A 14,893-nucleotide genomic window follows, 5' to 3' on the forward strand; every position below is an offset into this window, starting at 1 on the left:
ACCCCCGCCTGCCCATCGCCACCGCCCGCCCTTCCCGCCGCCGCGCCGGCACGTTCATCGCGCCGCGTGCCCTGCCTTGTGTCCCGTCGGCCCGTCGGTTCGTGCCGTCGGTCCTTCCTGCTGTCGCGCCGGTCCGTCGGCGTGTGCCGTGGGGCCTGCCCGCGGCCATGCCGGGTCGCCCGTCGGCGCTGTCCCGCCGCCCCGCCGCCGCACCGGTCCGTTCATCCGTGCCGTCCGTCCTGCCCGTTCCCGAACCGTGCCGCCAGGTACTCCTCGAACGTCCCCCTGCCGACCGCCCGCTCGGGCACGAGGTGCCCGCCGGCGCGGAACGCCCGGTAAGTCTTCCCGGCCAGCGGGACCTTCACCACCGCGCGCCTGCGCCCGGTCGCCTCCAGATACGCGCGGGCCAGCGACTCCAGCGTGCGCACCTCGGGGCCGCCCAGGTCCGCCACCCGCCCGGCGGGCGCCCCGACCGCCAGTTCGGCGAGCCGGTCCGCGACCTCCGTCACCTCGACCGGCTGGTCGGCGGCGTGCGCCGGCAGTACCGCCACCGGCGGCCTGGTCAGCGCACGGAGCACCTGGACCACCAGGTCGTGGAACTGCGTCGCCCGCAGCACCGTCCAGCCCAGCCCCGACTGCTCCACCAGCCGCTCGACGGCGAGCTTGCTCCGGTAGTAACCCAGCGGCACCCGGTCGACGCCCACGATCGAGATGTGGGCCAGGTGGGCCACCCCGGCCCGCCGCGCCGCCGCGACGAGGTTCGTGGCGGCCCGCTCGTCACCCCCGCGCGGCGTCGTCGCGCAGTGCACGACCGTGTCGACTCCCGCGAGCGCCGCGTCCAGGCCGCTGCCGCCCTCCCGCAGGTCGACGGCGTACGGCTCGCTGCGGCGGCTGAGCACCCGCACCTCGTGCCCGCCCGCGCGCAGCCGTTCGGTGACGGGCCGGCCGAGCGTGCCGGTGCCACCGGTCACCAGGATCGTGGTCATGCTGTTCAGCCCCTGTCGGACGCGGGGCTCCCCGGTGGAGCACCCTGTTGCCAGCCGGGACCGTGCGGCCGCGCGGAATGTGACACCGCGCGGGGAGCGGTTCTCACGGCCGTCCGAGCTGACGGTCTACGAATCCCAGTTTGTCCGGGTTCACCACTGCCCGCAGATCACTGATCAGCCCGTCACGGAACTCGACGGACACCACGGCGACCAGTACGTCACCCACCCGCGCGACCAGCGCGGGCGCACCGTTGACCTCGGCGGTGCCGAAGTCCCAGTGCGCCGCGAAGCGCTGCATCGCGCCCGCCAGGAAGCGCAGGACCTTGTCCCGCCCCTCGACCGGCCGCCTGGCCGCGCTGACCCTGCCGCCGCCGTCGCTCCACCAGGTCACGTCGTCCGCGAGCAGCCTCTCCAGGCCGGCCAGGTCGCCGTCGCGGGCCGCGGTGAGGAACGAGGCGACCAGGCGCTCCCGGCGCTCCGGGGCGGGCTCGAACCGGGACTCCGGCTCTCCCAGCCGGCGCACCGCCCGCCGGTACAGCTGACGGCAGTTGGACTCGCCGAGCCCCAGGACACCGGCGATCTCACGGTGCCCGTACGCGAACGCCTCGCGCAGCACGTAGACCGCCCGCTCGGTCGGCGTCAGCCGCTCCAGCAGCACGAGCAGCGCCGTGGAGACGGCGTCGCGCTGCTCGGCCGACTCCAGCGGGCCCAGCGCGCCGTCCGCGGTGAGGACGGGCTCCGGCAGCCAGGGGCCCACGTAGCTCTCGCGGCGGGCGCGGGCGGAGGTGAGCCGGGTGAGACAGAGGTTCGTGACGACCTTCGCCAGCCACGCCGCCGGATGTTCGATACCGGCACGGTCGGCCCCGCTGAAGCGCAGATAGGCGTCCTGCACCGTGTCCTCGGCCTCGTCGGCGGAGCCCAGCATGCGGTAGGCCAGCCCGAAGAGCCGGGGGCGGTGACGCTCGAACTCGTCGGCGTCCGGTGCGGTGGAGGCGGTCATGACGGCACCCTGCCAGAGCGGGACGGGACGCGAACGGCCTGTGAGCCACTCCACACCCCGTGTCGGCATGGACCATGGGCGGGCGTGGCAGACTGGCCGTGTACCAGAAGCAGCGCACTCCGGGGTCGGTGAAAGTCCGAACCGGCGGTTACAGTCCGCGACCCGGTCGCTTCCAGCGGCCGGTTGACCAGGTGAAATTCCTGGACCGACGGTTAAAGTCCGGATGGGAGGCAGTGCGCGGCGGGCGGGCATGCGTGCGCGCCGCCGACCTCTGGGTTCGCCCGTCACGGGCGGGCTCCGTCCGGCGTCGTTCCCGGTGTCCTCGCTCGCGGTCCCTGTCGCTCTCGACAGCCCCGGAGTCCGTGCCCGAAGAGGCAGGAGGACCCGGGAAGTGTTCACCGGAATCGTCGAAGAGCTGGGCGAGATCACCGCTGTCGAGACCCTCGACGACGCCTGTCGCTTCCGCCTGCGCGGCCCCGTGGTCACCGAAGGGGCCCGGCACGGCGACTCCATCGCCGTCAACGGCGTCTGCCTCACCGTCGTCGACCACGAGGGCGACGAGTTCACCGCCGACGTCATGGCCGAGACGCTGAACCGCTCCAGCCTCGGCGCCCTCACCACCGGCTCCCGCGTCAACCTGGAGCGCCCCACCGCCGTCGGCGCCCGGCTCGGCGGCCACATCGTGCAGGGCCACGTCGACGGCACCGGCGACATCCTGGAGCGCAAGCCCTCGGAGCACTGGGAGCTCGTCAGGATCTCCCTGCCCGCCGACCTCGCCCGGTACGTCGTGGAGAAGGGCTCCATCACCGTCGACGGCATCAGCCTCACCGTCGTCGACGCAGGACCCGACTTCTTCACCGTCAGCCTCATCCCCACCACCCTCGCCCTGACCACGCTCGGCATCAAACAGCCGGGCGACCCGGTCAACCTCGAGGTCGACGTCGTCGCCAAGTACGTCGAGCGGCTGCTCACCGCCCACGGGGGCAGCAGGTGAACTGGCTCAACGCCGAGGCGTTCACCCTCTTCGACCAGCACATCAAGTGGTCGGACATGATCGGCAACCTGATCGGTCTGCTCGGCCTCGCCCTCGGCTGGCGGCGCTCGATCTGGACCTGGCCCGTGCAGTTCGCCTCCGGGCTCGTCCTCTTCGCGGCCTTCGCCACCGCCCACCTCTCCGGCAGCGCGGGCAAGCAGATCGTCGTCATGGCCGTCGCCGCCTGGGGCTTTGGGCAGTGGAACCGCGGCCGGCAGCAGACCCAGGACGGCTCCGTCGCCGTCCGCTTCGCCACCTGGCGCGAGCGCGGCACCCTGGCCGTCGCCGCCGCGCTCGGCACGCTCGCCGTCGGCGGTCTCTTCTCCGCCTTCCCCACCCTGTCCTGGGACCCCTGGCCGGACGCGTACATCTTCGTCGGCACCGTCGTCGCCATGTACGCCCAGGCGCGCGGCATGGTCGAGTTCTGGTTCGCCTGGCTCCTCGTCGACCTCGTCGGAGTCCCGCTGAACTTCGCCAACGGCTTCGCTTTCTCCGGCTTCGTCTACGTCCTCTACGGCGCGCTCGTCCTGTGGGGCCTGCGCGACTGGTGGCTGCGCTCCCGCGACGCCGCCCGGCCCCTCCCGGAAGGAGCACCCGCATGAGCGTCCGCCCGTCTCCCACCACCGCCCGGAACGAGGAGCTGCGCGCCACACCTCTTGCTCCACCGATCCTGTACAGCACCGACGGCCCCGAGGACCTCGCCCTCGACCCCGTCGAGAAGGCCGTCGCCGACATCGCCGCCGGCCGCCCCGTGGTCGTCGTCGACGACGAGAGCCGCGAGAACGAGGGCGACCTCGTCGTCGCCGCCGAGAAGGCGACCGAGGAGATCGTCGCCTTCATGATGAGCGAGTGCCGCGGCCTGATCTGCGCCCCCATGGAGGGCGACGAACTGGACCGGCTCCGGCTCCCGCAGATGGTCGACGACAACACCGAGTCGATGAAGACCGCCTTCACCGTCTCCGTGGACGCCACCGCCGAACACGGCGTCAGCACCGGCATCTCCGCCGCCGACCGCGCCACCACCCTCCAGCTGCTGGCGAGCGGCACCGCCGGACCCGACGACCTGGTCCGCCCCGGCCACATCTTCCCGCTGCGCGCCCGCGCCGGCGGCGTGCTCGTCCGCGACGGCCACACCGAGGCCGCCGTCGACCTCGCCCGGCTCGCGGGCCTGCGCCCGGCCGGCGCCATCGTGGAGATCGCCGGCGAGGACGGGCGCATGCTGCGGCTGCCCGAGCTGATCCCGTTCGCCCGCAAACACGGGCTGACGATCATCTCCATCGAGGACCTGATCGCCTACCGCCGCAGCGCGGAGCCCACCGTCCGCCGCGAGGCCGAGGTCCAGCTGCCCACCCGGCACGGCGAGTTCACGGCGTACGGCTACCGTTCCACCGTCGACGGCGTCGAGCACGTCGCCCTCGTGCGCGGCGACCTCGGCGACGGCGGCGACGTCCTGGTCCGGATCCACTCCGAGTGCCTCACCGGCGACGTCTTCGGCTCCCAGCGCTGCGACTGCGGACCCCAGCTGGAGGCCTCGCTCGACCGGGTCCGGGCCGAGGACCGGGGCGTGGTGGTCTACCTGCGCGGACACGAGGGACGCGGCATCGGCCTGATGTCCAAGCTGCGCGCCTACGAACTCCAGGAGCGCGGCCGCGACACCCTCGACGCCAACCTCGAACTCGGCCTGCCCGCCGACGCCCGGGACTACGGCGCGGGGGCGCAGATCCTCAGGGACCTCGGGGTACGCAGCGTCCGCCTGATGACCAACAACCCCGACAAGAGCGACGCCCTCGAACGGCACGGCATCGACGTCACCGGTCGCGAGCCGATGCCCGTCCAGGCCGGCGAACACAACCTCCGGTATCTGCGCACCAAGCGCGACCGGATGGGACACGACCTGCCCTGGCTGGACACGACCCCCGTGTCCACCTGCGGCAACCAGTAAGCAAGCAAGGCGAGGAGACACGTACACGTGAGCGGCAAGGGTGCACCGGAACTGTCCGTACGCAACGTGGGGGACCTCAGGGTCGCCGTCGTCGCGGCACAGTGGCACGAGAAGGTGATGGACGGACTGGTGAACGGCGCCCTGCGCGCCCTGCGCGACCTGGGCATCGACGAGCCCACCCTGCTCCGCGTCCCCGGCAGCTTCGAGCTGCCGGTGGTCGCCAAGGTGCTGGCGGGCCGCGGCTACGACGCGGTCGTCGCCCTCGGCGTCGTCATCCGCGGCGGCACCCCCCACTTCGACTACGTGTGCCAGGGCGTGACCCAGGGCCTGGTCCAGGTCTCCGTCGAGACCGGCGTCCCCGTCGGCTTGGGTGTCCTCACCTGCGACACCGAGGAGCAGGCCCTGGACCGGGCCGGCCTGGAGGGCTCCAACGAGGACAAGGGGCACGAAGCGGTCACCGCGGCCGTCGCCACGGCGGCCACGCTCCGCTCAGTATCCGAACCGTGGCATTAGCCCCCACGGCACTACGCGTAAAGTGGGCGGCACCATGTCCAAGAAGACGTTCGAGGAGCTCTTCACCGAGCTCCAGCACAAGGCCGTACACGGCGACCCCGCCACCTCCCGCACCGCCGAACTGGTGGACAAGGGAGTCCATGCCATCGGCAAGAAGGTCGTCGAGGAGGCCGCCGAGGTCTGGATGGCCGCCGAGCACGAGGGCAAGGACGCGGCGGCCGAGGAGATCTCCCAGCTGCTCTACCACGTCCAGGTGATGATGGTCGCCCGCGGCATCTCCCTGGACGACGTCTACGCCCACCTGTGAAACCCACCCAGCCCTCCCCGCCCCGTCACGCAAAGGAAGCCGACCTCATGCTGCGCATCGCCGTCCCCAACAAGGGAGCCCTCTCCGGCCCTGCGGCGGACATGCTGCACGAGGCCGGCTACCAGCAGCGCCGCGAGTCCAAGGAACTGCGGATCGTCGACCCGGTCAACGAGGTGGAGTTCTTCTACCTCCGCCCCCGGGACATCGCGATCTACGTCTCCTCCGGCAAGCTCGACATCGGGATCACCGGCCGCGACCTGCTCGTCGACTCCGCCGCCGACGCCGAGGAGATCCTCCCGCTCGGCTTCGCCCGCTCCACCTTCCGCTTCGCCGCCAAGCCCGGCACCGCGCACTCCGCCGACGACCTCAAGGGCCGCACCGTCGCCACCTCCTACGAGGGCATCGTCGCGAGCCACCTGGCGGAGAAGGACATCGACGCCTCCGTCGTCCACCTCGACGGTGCCGTCGAGACCGCCATCGAGCTGGGCGTCGCCGAGGTCATCGCCGATGTCGTCGAGACCGGCACCTCCCTGCGCAACGCGGGTCTGGAGGTCTTCGGCGAGCCCATCATGAAGTCCGAGGCCGTCGTGGTCCGCCGCTCGGGCGCGGAGCCCGACGCCACCACCGAGCCCAAGGTCCAGCAGTTCCTGCGCCGTCTCCAGGGCGTCCTGGTGGCCAGGACGTACGTGATGATGGACTACGACTGCCGCGTGGAGCAGCTGGAGAAGGCCGTCGCGCTCACCCCCGGCCTGGAGTCGCCGACCGTCTCCCCGCTGCACAACGAGGGCTGGGTCGCCGTCCGCGCCATGGTCCCGGCCAAGGAGGCCCAGCGGATCATGGACGACCTGTACGAGATCGGCGCCCGGGCCATCCTCACCACGGCCATTCACGCCTGCCGGCTCTGAGCCGCCGGCCGCCCCAGGAGCCTCACCGGAGCCACGCCATGCCCGACACCACGCCGGACGACCTGCCGGCCCTGCCCGTCACCTTCCGGCCGGGCCGCACCCGCGCCGTCCTGCTCGTCCTCGCCGTCCTCACCTTCGCGACGATCACCGCGGTCGGGATGCTGCTGGACGGTCTCGGCGTGGGGGAGCGCCTCAGCTTCGTGCTGACCGCGCTCCTCCTGGCCGGCGTACTGCTCCTGCTGGCCCGCCCCCACCTCACAGCCGACGAGAACGGCGTCACCGTCGTCAACCTCACCACCAGGCGCCGGCTCGCCTGGCCGGAGATCCTCCGGGTCAACCTCCGGCACGGCGACCCCTGGGTCTTCCTCGACCTCAGCGACGGCACCAGCCTGCCCGCGCTCGGCATCCAGCCGGGCATCGCCAGGCAGCACGCCCTCGCCGACGCCCGCGCCCTGCGCGCCCTCGTGGAGGCCCGTTCCGGCGCCCTCGCCGAGGGACCGCGTGACTGACGCGGGGCCGTCGCCCCTGCCGCGGGGCCCCGTTTCGTGATTAATCTGGGAACCGGGACGCGGCCTCGCGTCCCCGCCCCTGTCGCTCCGCCCGGTGCGCGGGGGTTCCTGCTACCCGAGGAGTGACTCCCTCCGGCGATGGACGGACCGTCCTGCAGTATCTGCGCCGCCCCCTGCTGTGACCTCCCACAGGCGGCGGCATCATGACCACCCCCCTGCTGCTTCTGGCAGCCGCGCTCCTGCTGATCCTCGCCAACGGCTTCTTCGTCGCGGCCGAGTTCGGCCTGGTGACCGTCGAACGGCCGGACGCCGAGCAGGCCGCCGCCGACGGCGACCGGCGCGCCCACCGCGTCGTCGAGTCCCTCAAGGAGCTGTCCTTCCAGCTCTCCGGCACCCAGCTCGGCATCACCATCACCTCCCTCGTCGTCGGCATGCTCGCCGAACCGGCGCTCGCCCAGCTCCTGGACGGCCCGTTCGAGGCGGTCGGCGTCCCCGACGGAGCCGTACCCGGTGTGTCCGTCGTCGTCGGCATGCTGCTGGCCTCCGCGGTGCAGATGGTGATCGGCGAACTGGTGCCCAAGAACTGGGCGGTGTCCAGGCCCCTCCAGGTCGCGCGCTTCGTCGCCGGCCCGCAGCACGCCTTCGCCCGGCTCTTCCACCCGGTGATCGCCGCGCTCAACGCCGTGGCCAACCGCCTGGTCCGCGCGCTCGGCATCGAACCAGCCGAGGAACTGGCCTCCGCCCGCACCCCCGGCGAACTGGTCTCCCTGGCCCGGCACTCCGCCCGGGCCGGCGCCCTGGAGCAGGACACCGCCGACCTCTTCGTACGGACCCTGTCGCTCGGCGACCTGACCGCACAACACGTGATGACCCCGCGCGTGAAGGTCAGCGCCCTGCACTCCTCGGCCACCGCGGAGGACGTCGTCAACCTGACCCGCGCCACCGGCCTGTCGCGCTTCCCCGTCTACCGGGAGAAGATCGACGAGATCGTCGGCATGGTCCACCTCAAGGACGCCCTCGCGGTCCCCGTGCACGACCGGCTGCGCACCCCCGCCGGCCGCATCGCCCGCCCCGCGCTGCTCGTCCCCGAGACCCTGCCCGTACGGCCGCTGCTCGCCCGCCTGCGCAGCGAGCAGCCCATCGCGGTCGTCGTCGACGAGTACGGCGGCACGGCCGGTGTCGTCACCCTGGAGGACATCGTCGAGGAGATCGTCGGCGAGGTCCGCGACGAGCACGACGGCCTGGACGTGCCGGAGCTCGCCCCCGCCCCGCCCGAGGACGGCCGGCCCGCCTGGGACGTCGACGGCAGCTGCCGCGTCGACGCCCTGCGCCGCGTCGGCCTCCAGGCGCCCGAGGGGCCCTACGAGACCGTGGCCGGGCTCGTCGCCGACCTGCTCGGCCGCATCCCCGCCGTCGGCGACCGGGCCGAACTGCCCGGGTGGCGGCTCTCCGTCCGCCAGGTCGGCCACTACCGCGCCGAACGGATACGGCTGGTGCGCACGGCCCCGGTCTCCGTGCTGGAGGCCGCCCGATGAGCATCCTGCAACTCCTCTTTGCCGCCCTGCTCGTCCTGGCCAACGGCTTCTTCGTCGGGGCCGAGTTCGCCCTCGTCTCCGTCCGCCGCAGCCAGATCGAACCGCTCGGCACCGCCCGCGCCCGCCAGGTGCTCCACGGCCTGGAGCGGCTGCCGCAGATGATGGCCGCCGCCCAGTTCGGCATCACCGTCTGCTCGCTGACCCTCGGCGCGGTCGCCGAGCCGACCGTCGCCCACCTGCTGGAGCCGGTCTTCGAGTGGATCCACCTGCCGCACGGCATGATCCACCCGCTCGGCTACGTCATCGCGCTGGCCGCCGTGGTCTTCTGCCACCTCGTCATCGGCGAGATGGTCCCGAAGAACCTCGCCATGGCCGCCCCCGAGAAGGCCGCACTGTGGCTCAGCCCAGGACTGGTCGCCTTCGCCCGCCTGTGCAGGCCGATCACCGTGGCGCTGGGCGCCTGCGCGCAGGGCATCCTGCGGCTGTTCCGCGTGGAGCCCAAGGACGAGGTCGAGGCCGTCTTCACCAGCGAGCAGCTCAACCGCCTGGTGGAGGACGCCGGCCAGGCCGGACTCCTCGACCCGGAGGAACAGGAGCGTCTGGAGGACGCCCTGGAGCTCGGCTCCCGCCCGGTGACGGACGTGCTGCTCGGGCGTGAGTCCCTGGTGACCGTCAGCCCCTCGGTCACCCCGGGGGAGATCGTCGAACTCACCGCCCGCACCGGGTACTCGCGCTTCCCGGTCGCTGCGGAACAGGGCGCCTTCATGGGGTACCTGCACGTCAAGGACGTCCTCGACGTGGAGGAGTCCGACCGGGCCGTCCCCCAGCACCTGTGGCGCCCGATGCCCACCCTCCGCCCCGAACTCCCCCTGGACGACGCGCTCACGGTCATGCGCCGTGCCGCCACCCACCTGGCCCAGGTCACGGACCCGACGGGGCGGGTACTCGGCCTGGTCGCGCTGGAGGACGTACTGGAACTGCTGGTGGGCGAGGTCAAGGACCCGGCCCACAGAGAGGTGACCCTGGCGACGTAAGCCGCCGGCCGCCGGCCGCCGTGGCGGGCGGCCACGCCTCCCTCAGACCTTCCGGGCGCTGGGGGAGGCACCCCGCAACGCCGGGCTGCCGGGCCGCGCACCCGCCCCCGCGTCCACGACAACGGGGCCCGCGACAAGGGAGCCCACGACAACGGGGTCCACGGGCGGTGCTCATGGGCTGTGCCTGCGGGCTGTGCCTACGGACTGGACGGATCCACCGGCCCTCGCCCCGACAGCACCTCCCCGTACGCCTGCATCAGATCCGGCAACCGCAGCGTCGCCAGGTCGTCCCGGGTCAGCTCGCCGCAGTACACGGACAACCGCAGATCCCGGTACGCGCAGCTCTTCTCGTACAGGGTCCGCAGAAACCGCCCGTTGCCCAGCTCGTCGATCCACCCCTGGTCCACCACGTGACCGGCGACCGACCGCAACTCGTCGAGTGCCTCCTCGTCCCACACGTCCCCGTTCTCCGCCGCGAGAACCTCCCCGATCGAGGTCAGCTCCAGCGGCCGGTACGACGGGAAGTCCACCCGGGTCGTGAACCGCGAGGACAGCCCGGGATTGGCGTTCAGCAGCCGGTCCATGCCCTCCGGATAGCCGGCCAGGATCACCACCAGGTGGTCCCGGTTGTCCTCGGCCCGTTTCAGCAGCACCTGCAGCGCCTCGTCGCCGTACGCGTCGCCCTTGCCGTAACCGGAGTTGGACAGGGAGTAGGCCTCGTCGACGAAGAGCACACCGCCGAGGGCGGAGTCGATCAGTTCGTTCGCCTTGACGGCGGTCTGGCCGAGGTACTCGCCGACCAGATCGGCCCGCTGCGCCTCCACCAGGTGGTCGCCGCCGAGCAGGCCGAGGGCGTAGAAGACGCGGCCGAGGATGCGGGCCACGGTGGTCTTGCCCGTGCCGGAGGGGCCGGAGAAGACGAAGTGACGTTTGGGCGGCTGGACCGGCAGCCCCTGCGCGGCCCGTAACCGAGCCATGTTCAGCTGTGCCGACAACGCCTTGACCTGCCGTTTCACGGGCTCCAGGCCCACCATCCGCTCCAGCTCGGTGAGCGCCTCCTCCAGCAGCGCGGGATCCGTGGGGCCGCTCGGCAGCAAGGAGTCGGGGCCGTCGGCCTTCTCCCGCACCGGTGGCCCGCCGAACGGGGGCAGAGGGGACAACGGGGGCTCGGGAGCGGAGAGTTTGAGGTCGCGTTCCTCGGTGCCGAAGAGCGGGTCGAGACCGTCCAGGCCGTCCGTTCTGGCGCCCGGCGCGGTGAGCCCCGCGAGGTCCGTGTCGTCGTAGCCGTCGCCCTCGGCGATCGCCGCCAGCCGGGCGGAGGTGTCCATGAAGGCCGGGTCGACCCGGTGCACGGCCCGGTAGAGGGGGAGCGCCGCGGCACTGCGGCCCGTGCCCTCGCGGGCCCGCGCCAGCCAGTACCGCAGCTCCTTGCGCTGCGGCTGCTCGCTGCGGCACCGCATGAGGGCCGCCGACAGCAGCGGCTCGGCCTGCCCGTACATCTCCAGGCGGACCCTGGCCATGCCGCTGAACAGTCCGGCCTCGATGCCCAGCAGCGGGTCGCCGAGCAGCGGGTCGGTGTGCCGGACGAGCTGCTCCCAGTCCTTGACGAGATAGGCGCGGCAGGCGTGCAGGAAGCGGACCTGGAGGTCGGTGTCGACGGGCGGCAGCCCCGCCAGAGCCCGGTCGAGCTCCGGGACGTGGCGGCCGTCCAGCCAGTGGGAGGCGTGCGCCAGCAGCAGGTCGCGCGGGTTCTCCAGCACGGGCTGCACCCACCAGCCGAGCCAGTACCAGGAGTTGAGCGTGCGGCGGTGGCGGGAGCGCTGCTCGCCGAAGCGGTCGCGGTTGCGGAACATCCGCAGCAGCGCGTTGGTGGTGTCGACACGCAGCGCGTGCAGCCCCAGCCAGCCGTCGGCCATCGCGGGGTCCATGCGCACCGCCGCCCGGAACTCCTCCTCCGCCTGCGGGTAGGCACCCACGGTGTAGGCGTCCACGCCGCGCAGCCAGGCGAGTTCGGCCGGGGCCTGCGGGCCCTGCGCGCCGAAGTCCATCACGTCCCCCACGTACCGTGCCCCCGTCGGTATGCCGCCGGACCGCTGCCCGGCGGCCGCCTCAGTCAACGGCAGTGCCGCAGACCGGAGTTGCAAGGTGCGCGTGGCAACCGCCCGAAGGTCGCACCGAGGGCATCGTACCCGCGGGGGTCTGTCCTGCCGAAGGGGCGGGAGGGGGCCGTTCCACGAGGTGGGAGCAGTGGGGGCGCACGGGGGGACGGTGACCGAGGGTGAGCGTCCGGCGCCGCGCGGCTGCCGTGAAAGCGCCTCAGGGCAGAACGAAGCCCCCGATCACGGGGGAACAACCGGGGGCTTCGCGTCTGCGGGCGGCCTCGAACTGCCGCACCATCAGAACGTAAGACCTGTACGGGCCTTGGGTCAAGCGAAGTCGGGGCGGTCCGGCAGGTTCCGGGGTCGTGATCTTCACGAGTTCAACACTTTGCGGAGGGGTCGTCACCCTGTGTGAGGAACAGGACTTCGGATGCGGTTCCCGCGGGCCCCGGCAGCACTTCGTACCCCAGTTCCCTCTGCCGTACCAGAAGGTGCGCGAAGGGGCGCGAGGGATCGGCGGCGAAGTGCCGGCGCTCGGCAGGGGTCCACCCGTCCCAGAAAGTCCGCTGCTCCGCGCCGTCGCGCGCCCGGCCCCGCGCCCACGCCTCGTCGCGCGGCAGGTCCATCCAGAACAGCCGGGCCAGGTACGGGCGCAGCGCCGCGCGCCCCGCGCCCACGCCCTCCAGGAGGACCACCGGCGCGGGTGGCAGCGCGCGCGGCGGCCCGAAGCGGCGGGCCCGCCAGTCGTAGGGGGTGTAGCGCGCGGGGACGCCGCGCCGCAGTGGGTCGATCACCTGGTCGAGCAGTCGCCCGGTCCAGTCGAAGAGCTGGTCGTGGCTGGCGACGTCGTCGAGATGCAGCACCGGCGCGCCGCCGAGGCGGGCCGCCAGCACCCCGGCGAACGTGGACTTCCCGGAGCCGGCGTGCCCGTCGACGCCCACCAGACGCACGGGGCCGCAGGACGGGGGGAGCCGGCGGAGCCGGGCGGCGAGGTCGGGAATGGCGGGTCCTGGGCGGCGGGGAGGGACAGCGGGGCTCGCCCCGCACTGTAACCCTCGCACCCGGCCGACCCCCGTACGCCCGCCGACCCTCGCACGCCGGCCGACCCTTGTGCGCCCCGCCGGTCCCCGTGAGCTCGTCGGTCCTCGCGCACCCGTCGGCCCGGTGTACCTGCCGCCTGCGGTCCCTGCGCGGCGGTTCGCGGGCGGTGCCACTGGTCGACACCAATGTTCGTGGCGCGGCGCATGCGGAAGTGCTGGCAGGAGCCGTCGCCTGCGGCATAGTGGGCGCACAGCCGTGCAACGGATCCGCCCGACCCGGACAACCTGGGGGTCTCCCGCTCATGAGCAGAGCCGAACAGCCGTCCCGCAGAACCGTTCTGGCCGCAGCCGTCGCCGCGGCGGCCGTGACGGGCGGCGCGCTCGCGGCCGCCGCCCAGGCCGCGCCCGGCGCGGCCGCGCAAGGCGGCCCCGCGGACACCGACCGGGCCGCCCGGCCCGTCGACTACCGCGCCTGGACCACGTCCAGCGACTGGCGGAGCGGGACCGCGCGGGGTACCCGCCCCGTCGCGGGCGCCCGGCCCGGCGTGGCGATCGGCGACCCCGTGGGCACCACGGAGTACACCGACCCGCACACCGGAACGACCGCCACCTGGGAGTACGGAACCTGGACGTCCCCCGTCCACCGGCTCGCCGCGCCCGCGACGGAGGCCATCGCCTCCTGGAACGCGCACACACCGGCCGGCACCTGGATCCAGGTCGAGCTGAAGGGCACCTACTCCGACGGCTCGGACACGCCCTGGTACGTGATGGGGCGCTGGACGGCCGGCGACGGCGAGCGGGACATCAGGCGGACCTCGGTCGACGACCAGAGCGACGGGAAGAGCAGTGTCTGGACCGACACCTTCTCGATCGACGACGCCGCCACCGGCCTGCGTCTGGCCTCCTACCGGATCCGCCTCACCCTCCACCGCCGGCCGGGTGCGCGGGACACGCCCACCGTGTGGCGGGTCGGCGCCATGGGCTCGGCCGTCCCCGACCGCTTCACCGTCCCGGCCTCCACGCCGGGCCCCGCCCGGGAACTGCGCGTCCCGCGCTACTCGCAGGAGACCCACAAGGGCCAGTACCCCGAGTACGACAACGGCGGTGAGGCCTGGTGCAGCCCCACCTCCTCGCAGATGATCATCGAGTACTGGGGCGGCCGTCTCACCGAGGAACAGCTCGCCTGGGTCGACCCCTCCTACGCCGACCCCCAGGTCTGCCACGCGGCCCGGCACACGTACGACAACCAGTACTCCGGATGCGGCAACTGGCCCTTCAACGCCGCCTACGCCGCCACCTTCGACGGTCTCCAGGGCGTGGTCACCCGCCTGGGCTCCCTGACCGACCTGGAGACGCTGATCGCCGCCGGCATCCCCGCCATCACCTCCCAGTCCTTCCTGGAGGAGGAGCTGACCGGGGCGGGATACGGCACCGCGGGCCACCTGATGACCGTGATCGGCTTCACCTCCGACGGCGACGTGATCGCCAACGACCCGGCCTCCGAGGACAACGACGCGGTGCGCCGCGTCTACCGGCGGCGCGAGTGGGAGAACATCTGGCTGCGGACCAAGCGGTACAACGCCGACGGCAAGGTCGTCTCCGGCACCGGCGGCGTCTGCTACCTGTACTTCCCGGCGCACCCCACCCCGGCGCAGCGCAGGGCGCTGGAGGCGGTGGGCGTGCGCTGACCCGCGCCGCGGTACCGCCGCTCCGACGGCCCCCGGTGAGGTGACGCCACCGCCGGGGGCCGTCGCTGTGACCAAGGTCTCGGCCGCAAAAGCCGCCCACGGTGGCAAGGTGGACACGAATACCGGGGGGTCCCACCGAAGCCGAAGCCGAAGCCGAAGCCGAAGCCGAAGCCGAAGCCGAAGCCGAAGCCGAAGCCGAAGCCGAAGCCGAAGCCGAAGCCGACGCCGCCGCCGCCGCCGCCGCCGGCGCCCCCGCCCCCGCCCGCGCCGCCGCCGCCGCCCCCGCCGACGAAAACGACTCG

The 14,893-nt window shown here is 72.9% G+C and carries 15 protein-coding genes and 1 riboswitch; of the genes, 11 read left to right on the forward strand and 4 right to left on the reverse strand.

The genetic code is table 11. The features are described from left to right. Positions 1-221: 221 nt before the first annotated feature. On the reverse strand, positions 222-986 hold the full coding sequence (locus HZS56_RS34575; protein ID WP_216724771.1) for an SDR family oxidoreductase: 765 nt from the start codon (positions 984-986) through the stop codon (positions 222-224). 103 nt (positions 987-1,089) lie between these two features. Then, on the reverse strand, positions 1,090-1,986 hold the full coding sequence (locus HZS56_RS34580) for an RNA polymerase sigma-70 factor (RefSeq protein ID WP_216724772.1): 897 nt from the start codon (positions 1,984-1,986) through the stop codon (positions 1,090-1,092). 110 nt (positions 1,987-2,096) lie between these two features. Beyond that, positions 2,097-2,227, forward strand: a riboswitch (FMN riboswitch). Positions 2,228-2,377: 150 nt separating this feature from the next. On the opposite strand from HZS56_RS34580, the gene HZS56_RS34585 reads away from it, so the two are divergent. The 9 genes from HZS56_RS34585 (at position 2,378) to HZS56_RS34625 (ending at position 9,764) form a co-directional block, all read left to right on the forward strand. Continuing rightward, positions 2,378-2,980 carry a riboflavin synthase gene (locus tag HZS56_RS34585; protein ID WP_216724773.1) on the forward strand — a complete coding sequence of 201 codons (603 nt, stop codon included), beginning with the start codon at positions 2,378-2,380 and terminating at the stop codon, positions 2,978-2,980. After that, positions 2,977-3,621, forward strand: coding sequence for a nicotinamide mononucleotide transporter family protein (locus tag HZS56_RS34590; protein ID WP_216724774.1), 645 nt, complete (start codon positions 2,977-2,979; stop codon positions 3,619-3,621). Before HZS56_RS34585 ends, HZS56_RS34590 begins: the two co-directional genes overlap by 4 nt. Continuing rightward, positions 3,618-4,961 (forward strand): bifunctional 3,4-dihydroxy-2-butanone-4-phosphate synthase/GTP cyclohydrolase II, encoded by a 1,344-nt coding sequence (locus tag HZS56_RS34595; protein WP_253915379.1) that lies wholly within the window; start codon positions 3,618-3,620, stop codon positions 4,959-4,961. Before HZS56_RS34590 ends, HZS56_RS34595 begins: the two co-directional genes overlap by 4 nt. Positions 4,962-4,988: 27 nt before the next feature. Continuing rightward, positions 4,989-5,474: a 6,7-dimethyl-8-ribityllumazine synthase gene (gene ribH / locus HZS56_RS34600; protein WP_216724775.1), complete on the forward strand. Its 486-nt coding sequence runs from the start codon at positions 4,989-4,991 to the stop codon at positions 5,472-5,474. A 34-nt stretch (positions 5,475-5,508) separates the two neighbouring features. Next, the gene (locus tag HZS56_RS34605; RefSeq protein ID WP_216724776.1) at positions 5,509-5,781 is read left to right on the forward strand and encodes a phosphoribosyl-ATP diphosphatase; all 273 of its coding nucleotides are present in this window, start codon (positions 5,509-5,511) and stop codon (positions 5,779-5,781) included. A 47-nt stretch (positions 5,782-5,828) separates the two neighbouring features. Next, positions 5,829-6,686 carry an ATP phosphoribosyltransferase gene (gene hisG / locus HZS56_RS34610; protein WP_216724777.1) on the forward strand — a complete coding sequence of 286 codons (858 nt, stop codon included), beginning with the start codon at positions 5,829-5,831 and terminating at the stop codon, positions 6,684-6,686. A 38-nt stretch (positions 6,687-6,724) separates the two neighbouring features. Further along, positions 6,725-7,195, forward strand: a complete 471-nt coding sequence (locus tag HZS56_RS34615; RefSeq protein ID WP_216724778.1) for a PH domain-containing protein — start codon at positions 6,725-6,727, stop codon at positions 7,193-7,195. A 203-nt stretch (positions 7,196-7,398) separates the two neighbouring features. Next, positions 7,399-8,730, forward strand: coding sequence for a hemolysin family protein (locus HZS56_RS34620; protein ID WP_216724779.1), 1,332 nt, complete (start codon positions 7,399-7,401; stop codon positions 8,728-8,730). After that, complete coding sequence (locus tag HZS56_RS34625; protein WP_216724780.1) at positions 8,727-9,764, forward strand: hemolysin family protein; 1,038 nt, start codon at positions 8,727-8,729, stop codon at positions 9,762-9,764. The genes HZS56_RS34620 and HZS56_RS34625 overlap by 4 nt, the downstream gene beginning before the upstream one ends. A 197-nt stretch (positions 9,765-9,961) precedes the next feature. On the opposite strand, the gene HZS56_RS34630 is transcribed toward HZS56_RS34625, so the two are convergent. Together HZS56_RS34630 and HZS56_RS34635 are read right to left on the reverse strand one after the other, a co-directional pair. Next, positions 9,962-11,812 (reverse strand): AAA family ATPase, encoded by a 1,851-nt coding sequence (locus HZS56_RS34630; protein WP_216724784.1) that lies wholly within the window; start codon positions 11,810-11,812, stop codon positions 9,962-9,964. 431 nt (positions 11,813-12,243) lie between these two features. After that, positions 12,244-12,864, reverse strand: a complete 621-nt coding sequence (locus HZS56_RS34635) for a uridine kinase family protein (RefSeq protein WP_216724785.1) — start codon at positions 12,862-12,864, stop codon at positions 12,244-12,246. Between the two features lie 341 nt (positions 12,865-13,205). Between HZS56_RS34635 and HZS56_RS34640 the strand changes: the two genes are divergently transcribed. Then, positions 13,206-14,591, forward strand: a complete 1,386-nt coding sequence (locus HZS56_RS34640; RefSeq protein WP_216724781.1) for a C39 family peptidase — start codon at positions 13,206-13,208, stop codon at positions 14,589-14,591. Positions 14,592-14,692: 101 nt separating this feature from the next. Beyond that, positions 14,693-14,893, forward strand: a 201-nt coding sequence (locus HZS56_RS34645; protein ID WP_216724782.1) for a hypothetical protein, incomplete at its 3' end; no start/stop codon positions are given.

This window comes from Streptomyces mayonensis (assembly GCF_018982965.1).
GTDB classification, from domain to species: Bacteria; Actinomycetota; Actinomycetes; order Streptomycetales; family Streptomycetaceae; genus Streptomyces; species Streptomyces mayonensis.

What these genes read in the sequence shown, in the direction of transcription:
- HZS56_RS34575 (WP_216724771.1), bottom strand. Translation starts at nt 986, where the DNA reads ATGACCACGATCCTGGTGACCGGTGGCACCGGCACGCTCGGCCGGCCC.
- HZS56_RS34580 (WP_216724772.1), bottom strand. Translation starts at nt 1,986, where the DNA reads ATGACCGCCTCCACCGCACCGGACGCCGACGAGTTCGAGCGTCACCGC.
- HZS56_RS34595 (WP_253915379.1), top strand. Translation starts at nt 3,618, where the DNA reads ATGAGCGTCCGCCCGTCTCCCACCACCGCCCGGAACGAGGAGCTGCGC.
- HZS56_RS34605 (WP_216724776.1), top strand. Translation starts at nt 5,509, where the DNA reads ATGTCCAAGAAGACGTTCGAGGAGCTCTTCACCGAGCTCCAGCACAAG.
- hisG (WP_216724777.1), top strand. Translation starts at nt 5,829, where the DNA reads ATGCTGCGCATCGCCGTCCCCAACAAGGGAGCCCTCTCCGGCCCTGCG.
- HZS56_RS34615 (WP_216724778.1), top strand. Translation starts at nt 6,725, where the DNA reads ATGCCCGACACCACGCCGGACGACCTGCCGGCCCTGCCCGTCACCTTC.
- HZS56_RS34620 (WP_216724779.1), top strand. Translation starts at nt 7,399, where the DNA reads ATGACCACCCCCCTGCTGCTTCTGGCAGCCGCGCTCCTGCTGATCCTC.
- HZS56_RS34625 (WP_216724780.1), top strand. Translation starts at nt 8,727, where the DNA reads ATGAGCATCCTGCAACTCCTCTTTGCCGCCCTGCTCGTCCTGGCCAAC.
- HZS56_RS34630 (WP_216724784.1), bottom strand. Translation starts at nt 11,812, where the DNA reads ATGGACTTCGGCGCGCAGGGCCCGCAGGCCCCGGCCGAACTCGCCTGG.
- HZS56_RS34640 (WP_216724781.1), top strand. Translation starts at nt 13,206, where the DNA reads ATGAGCAGAGCCGAACAGCCGTCCCGCAGAACCGTTCTGGCCGCAGCC.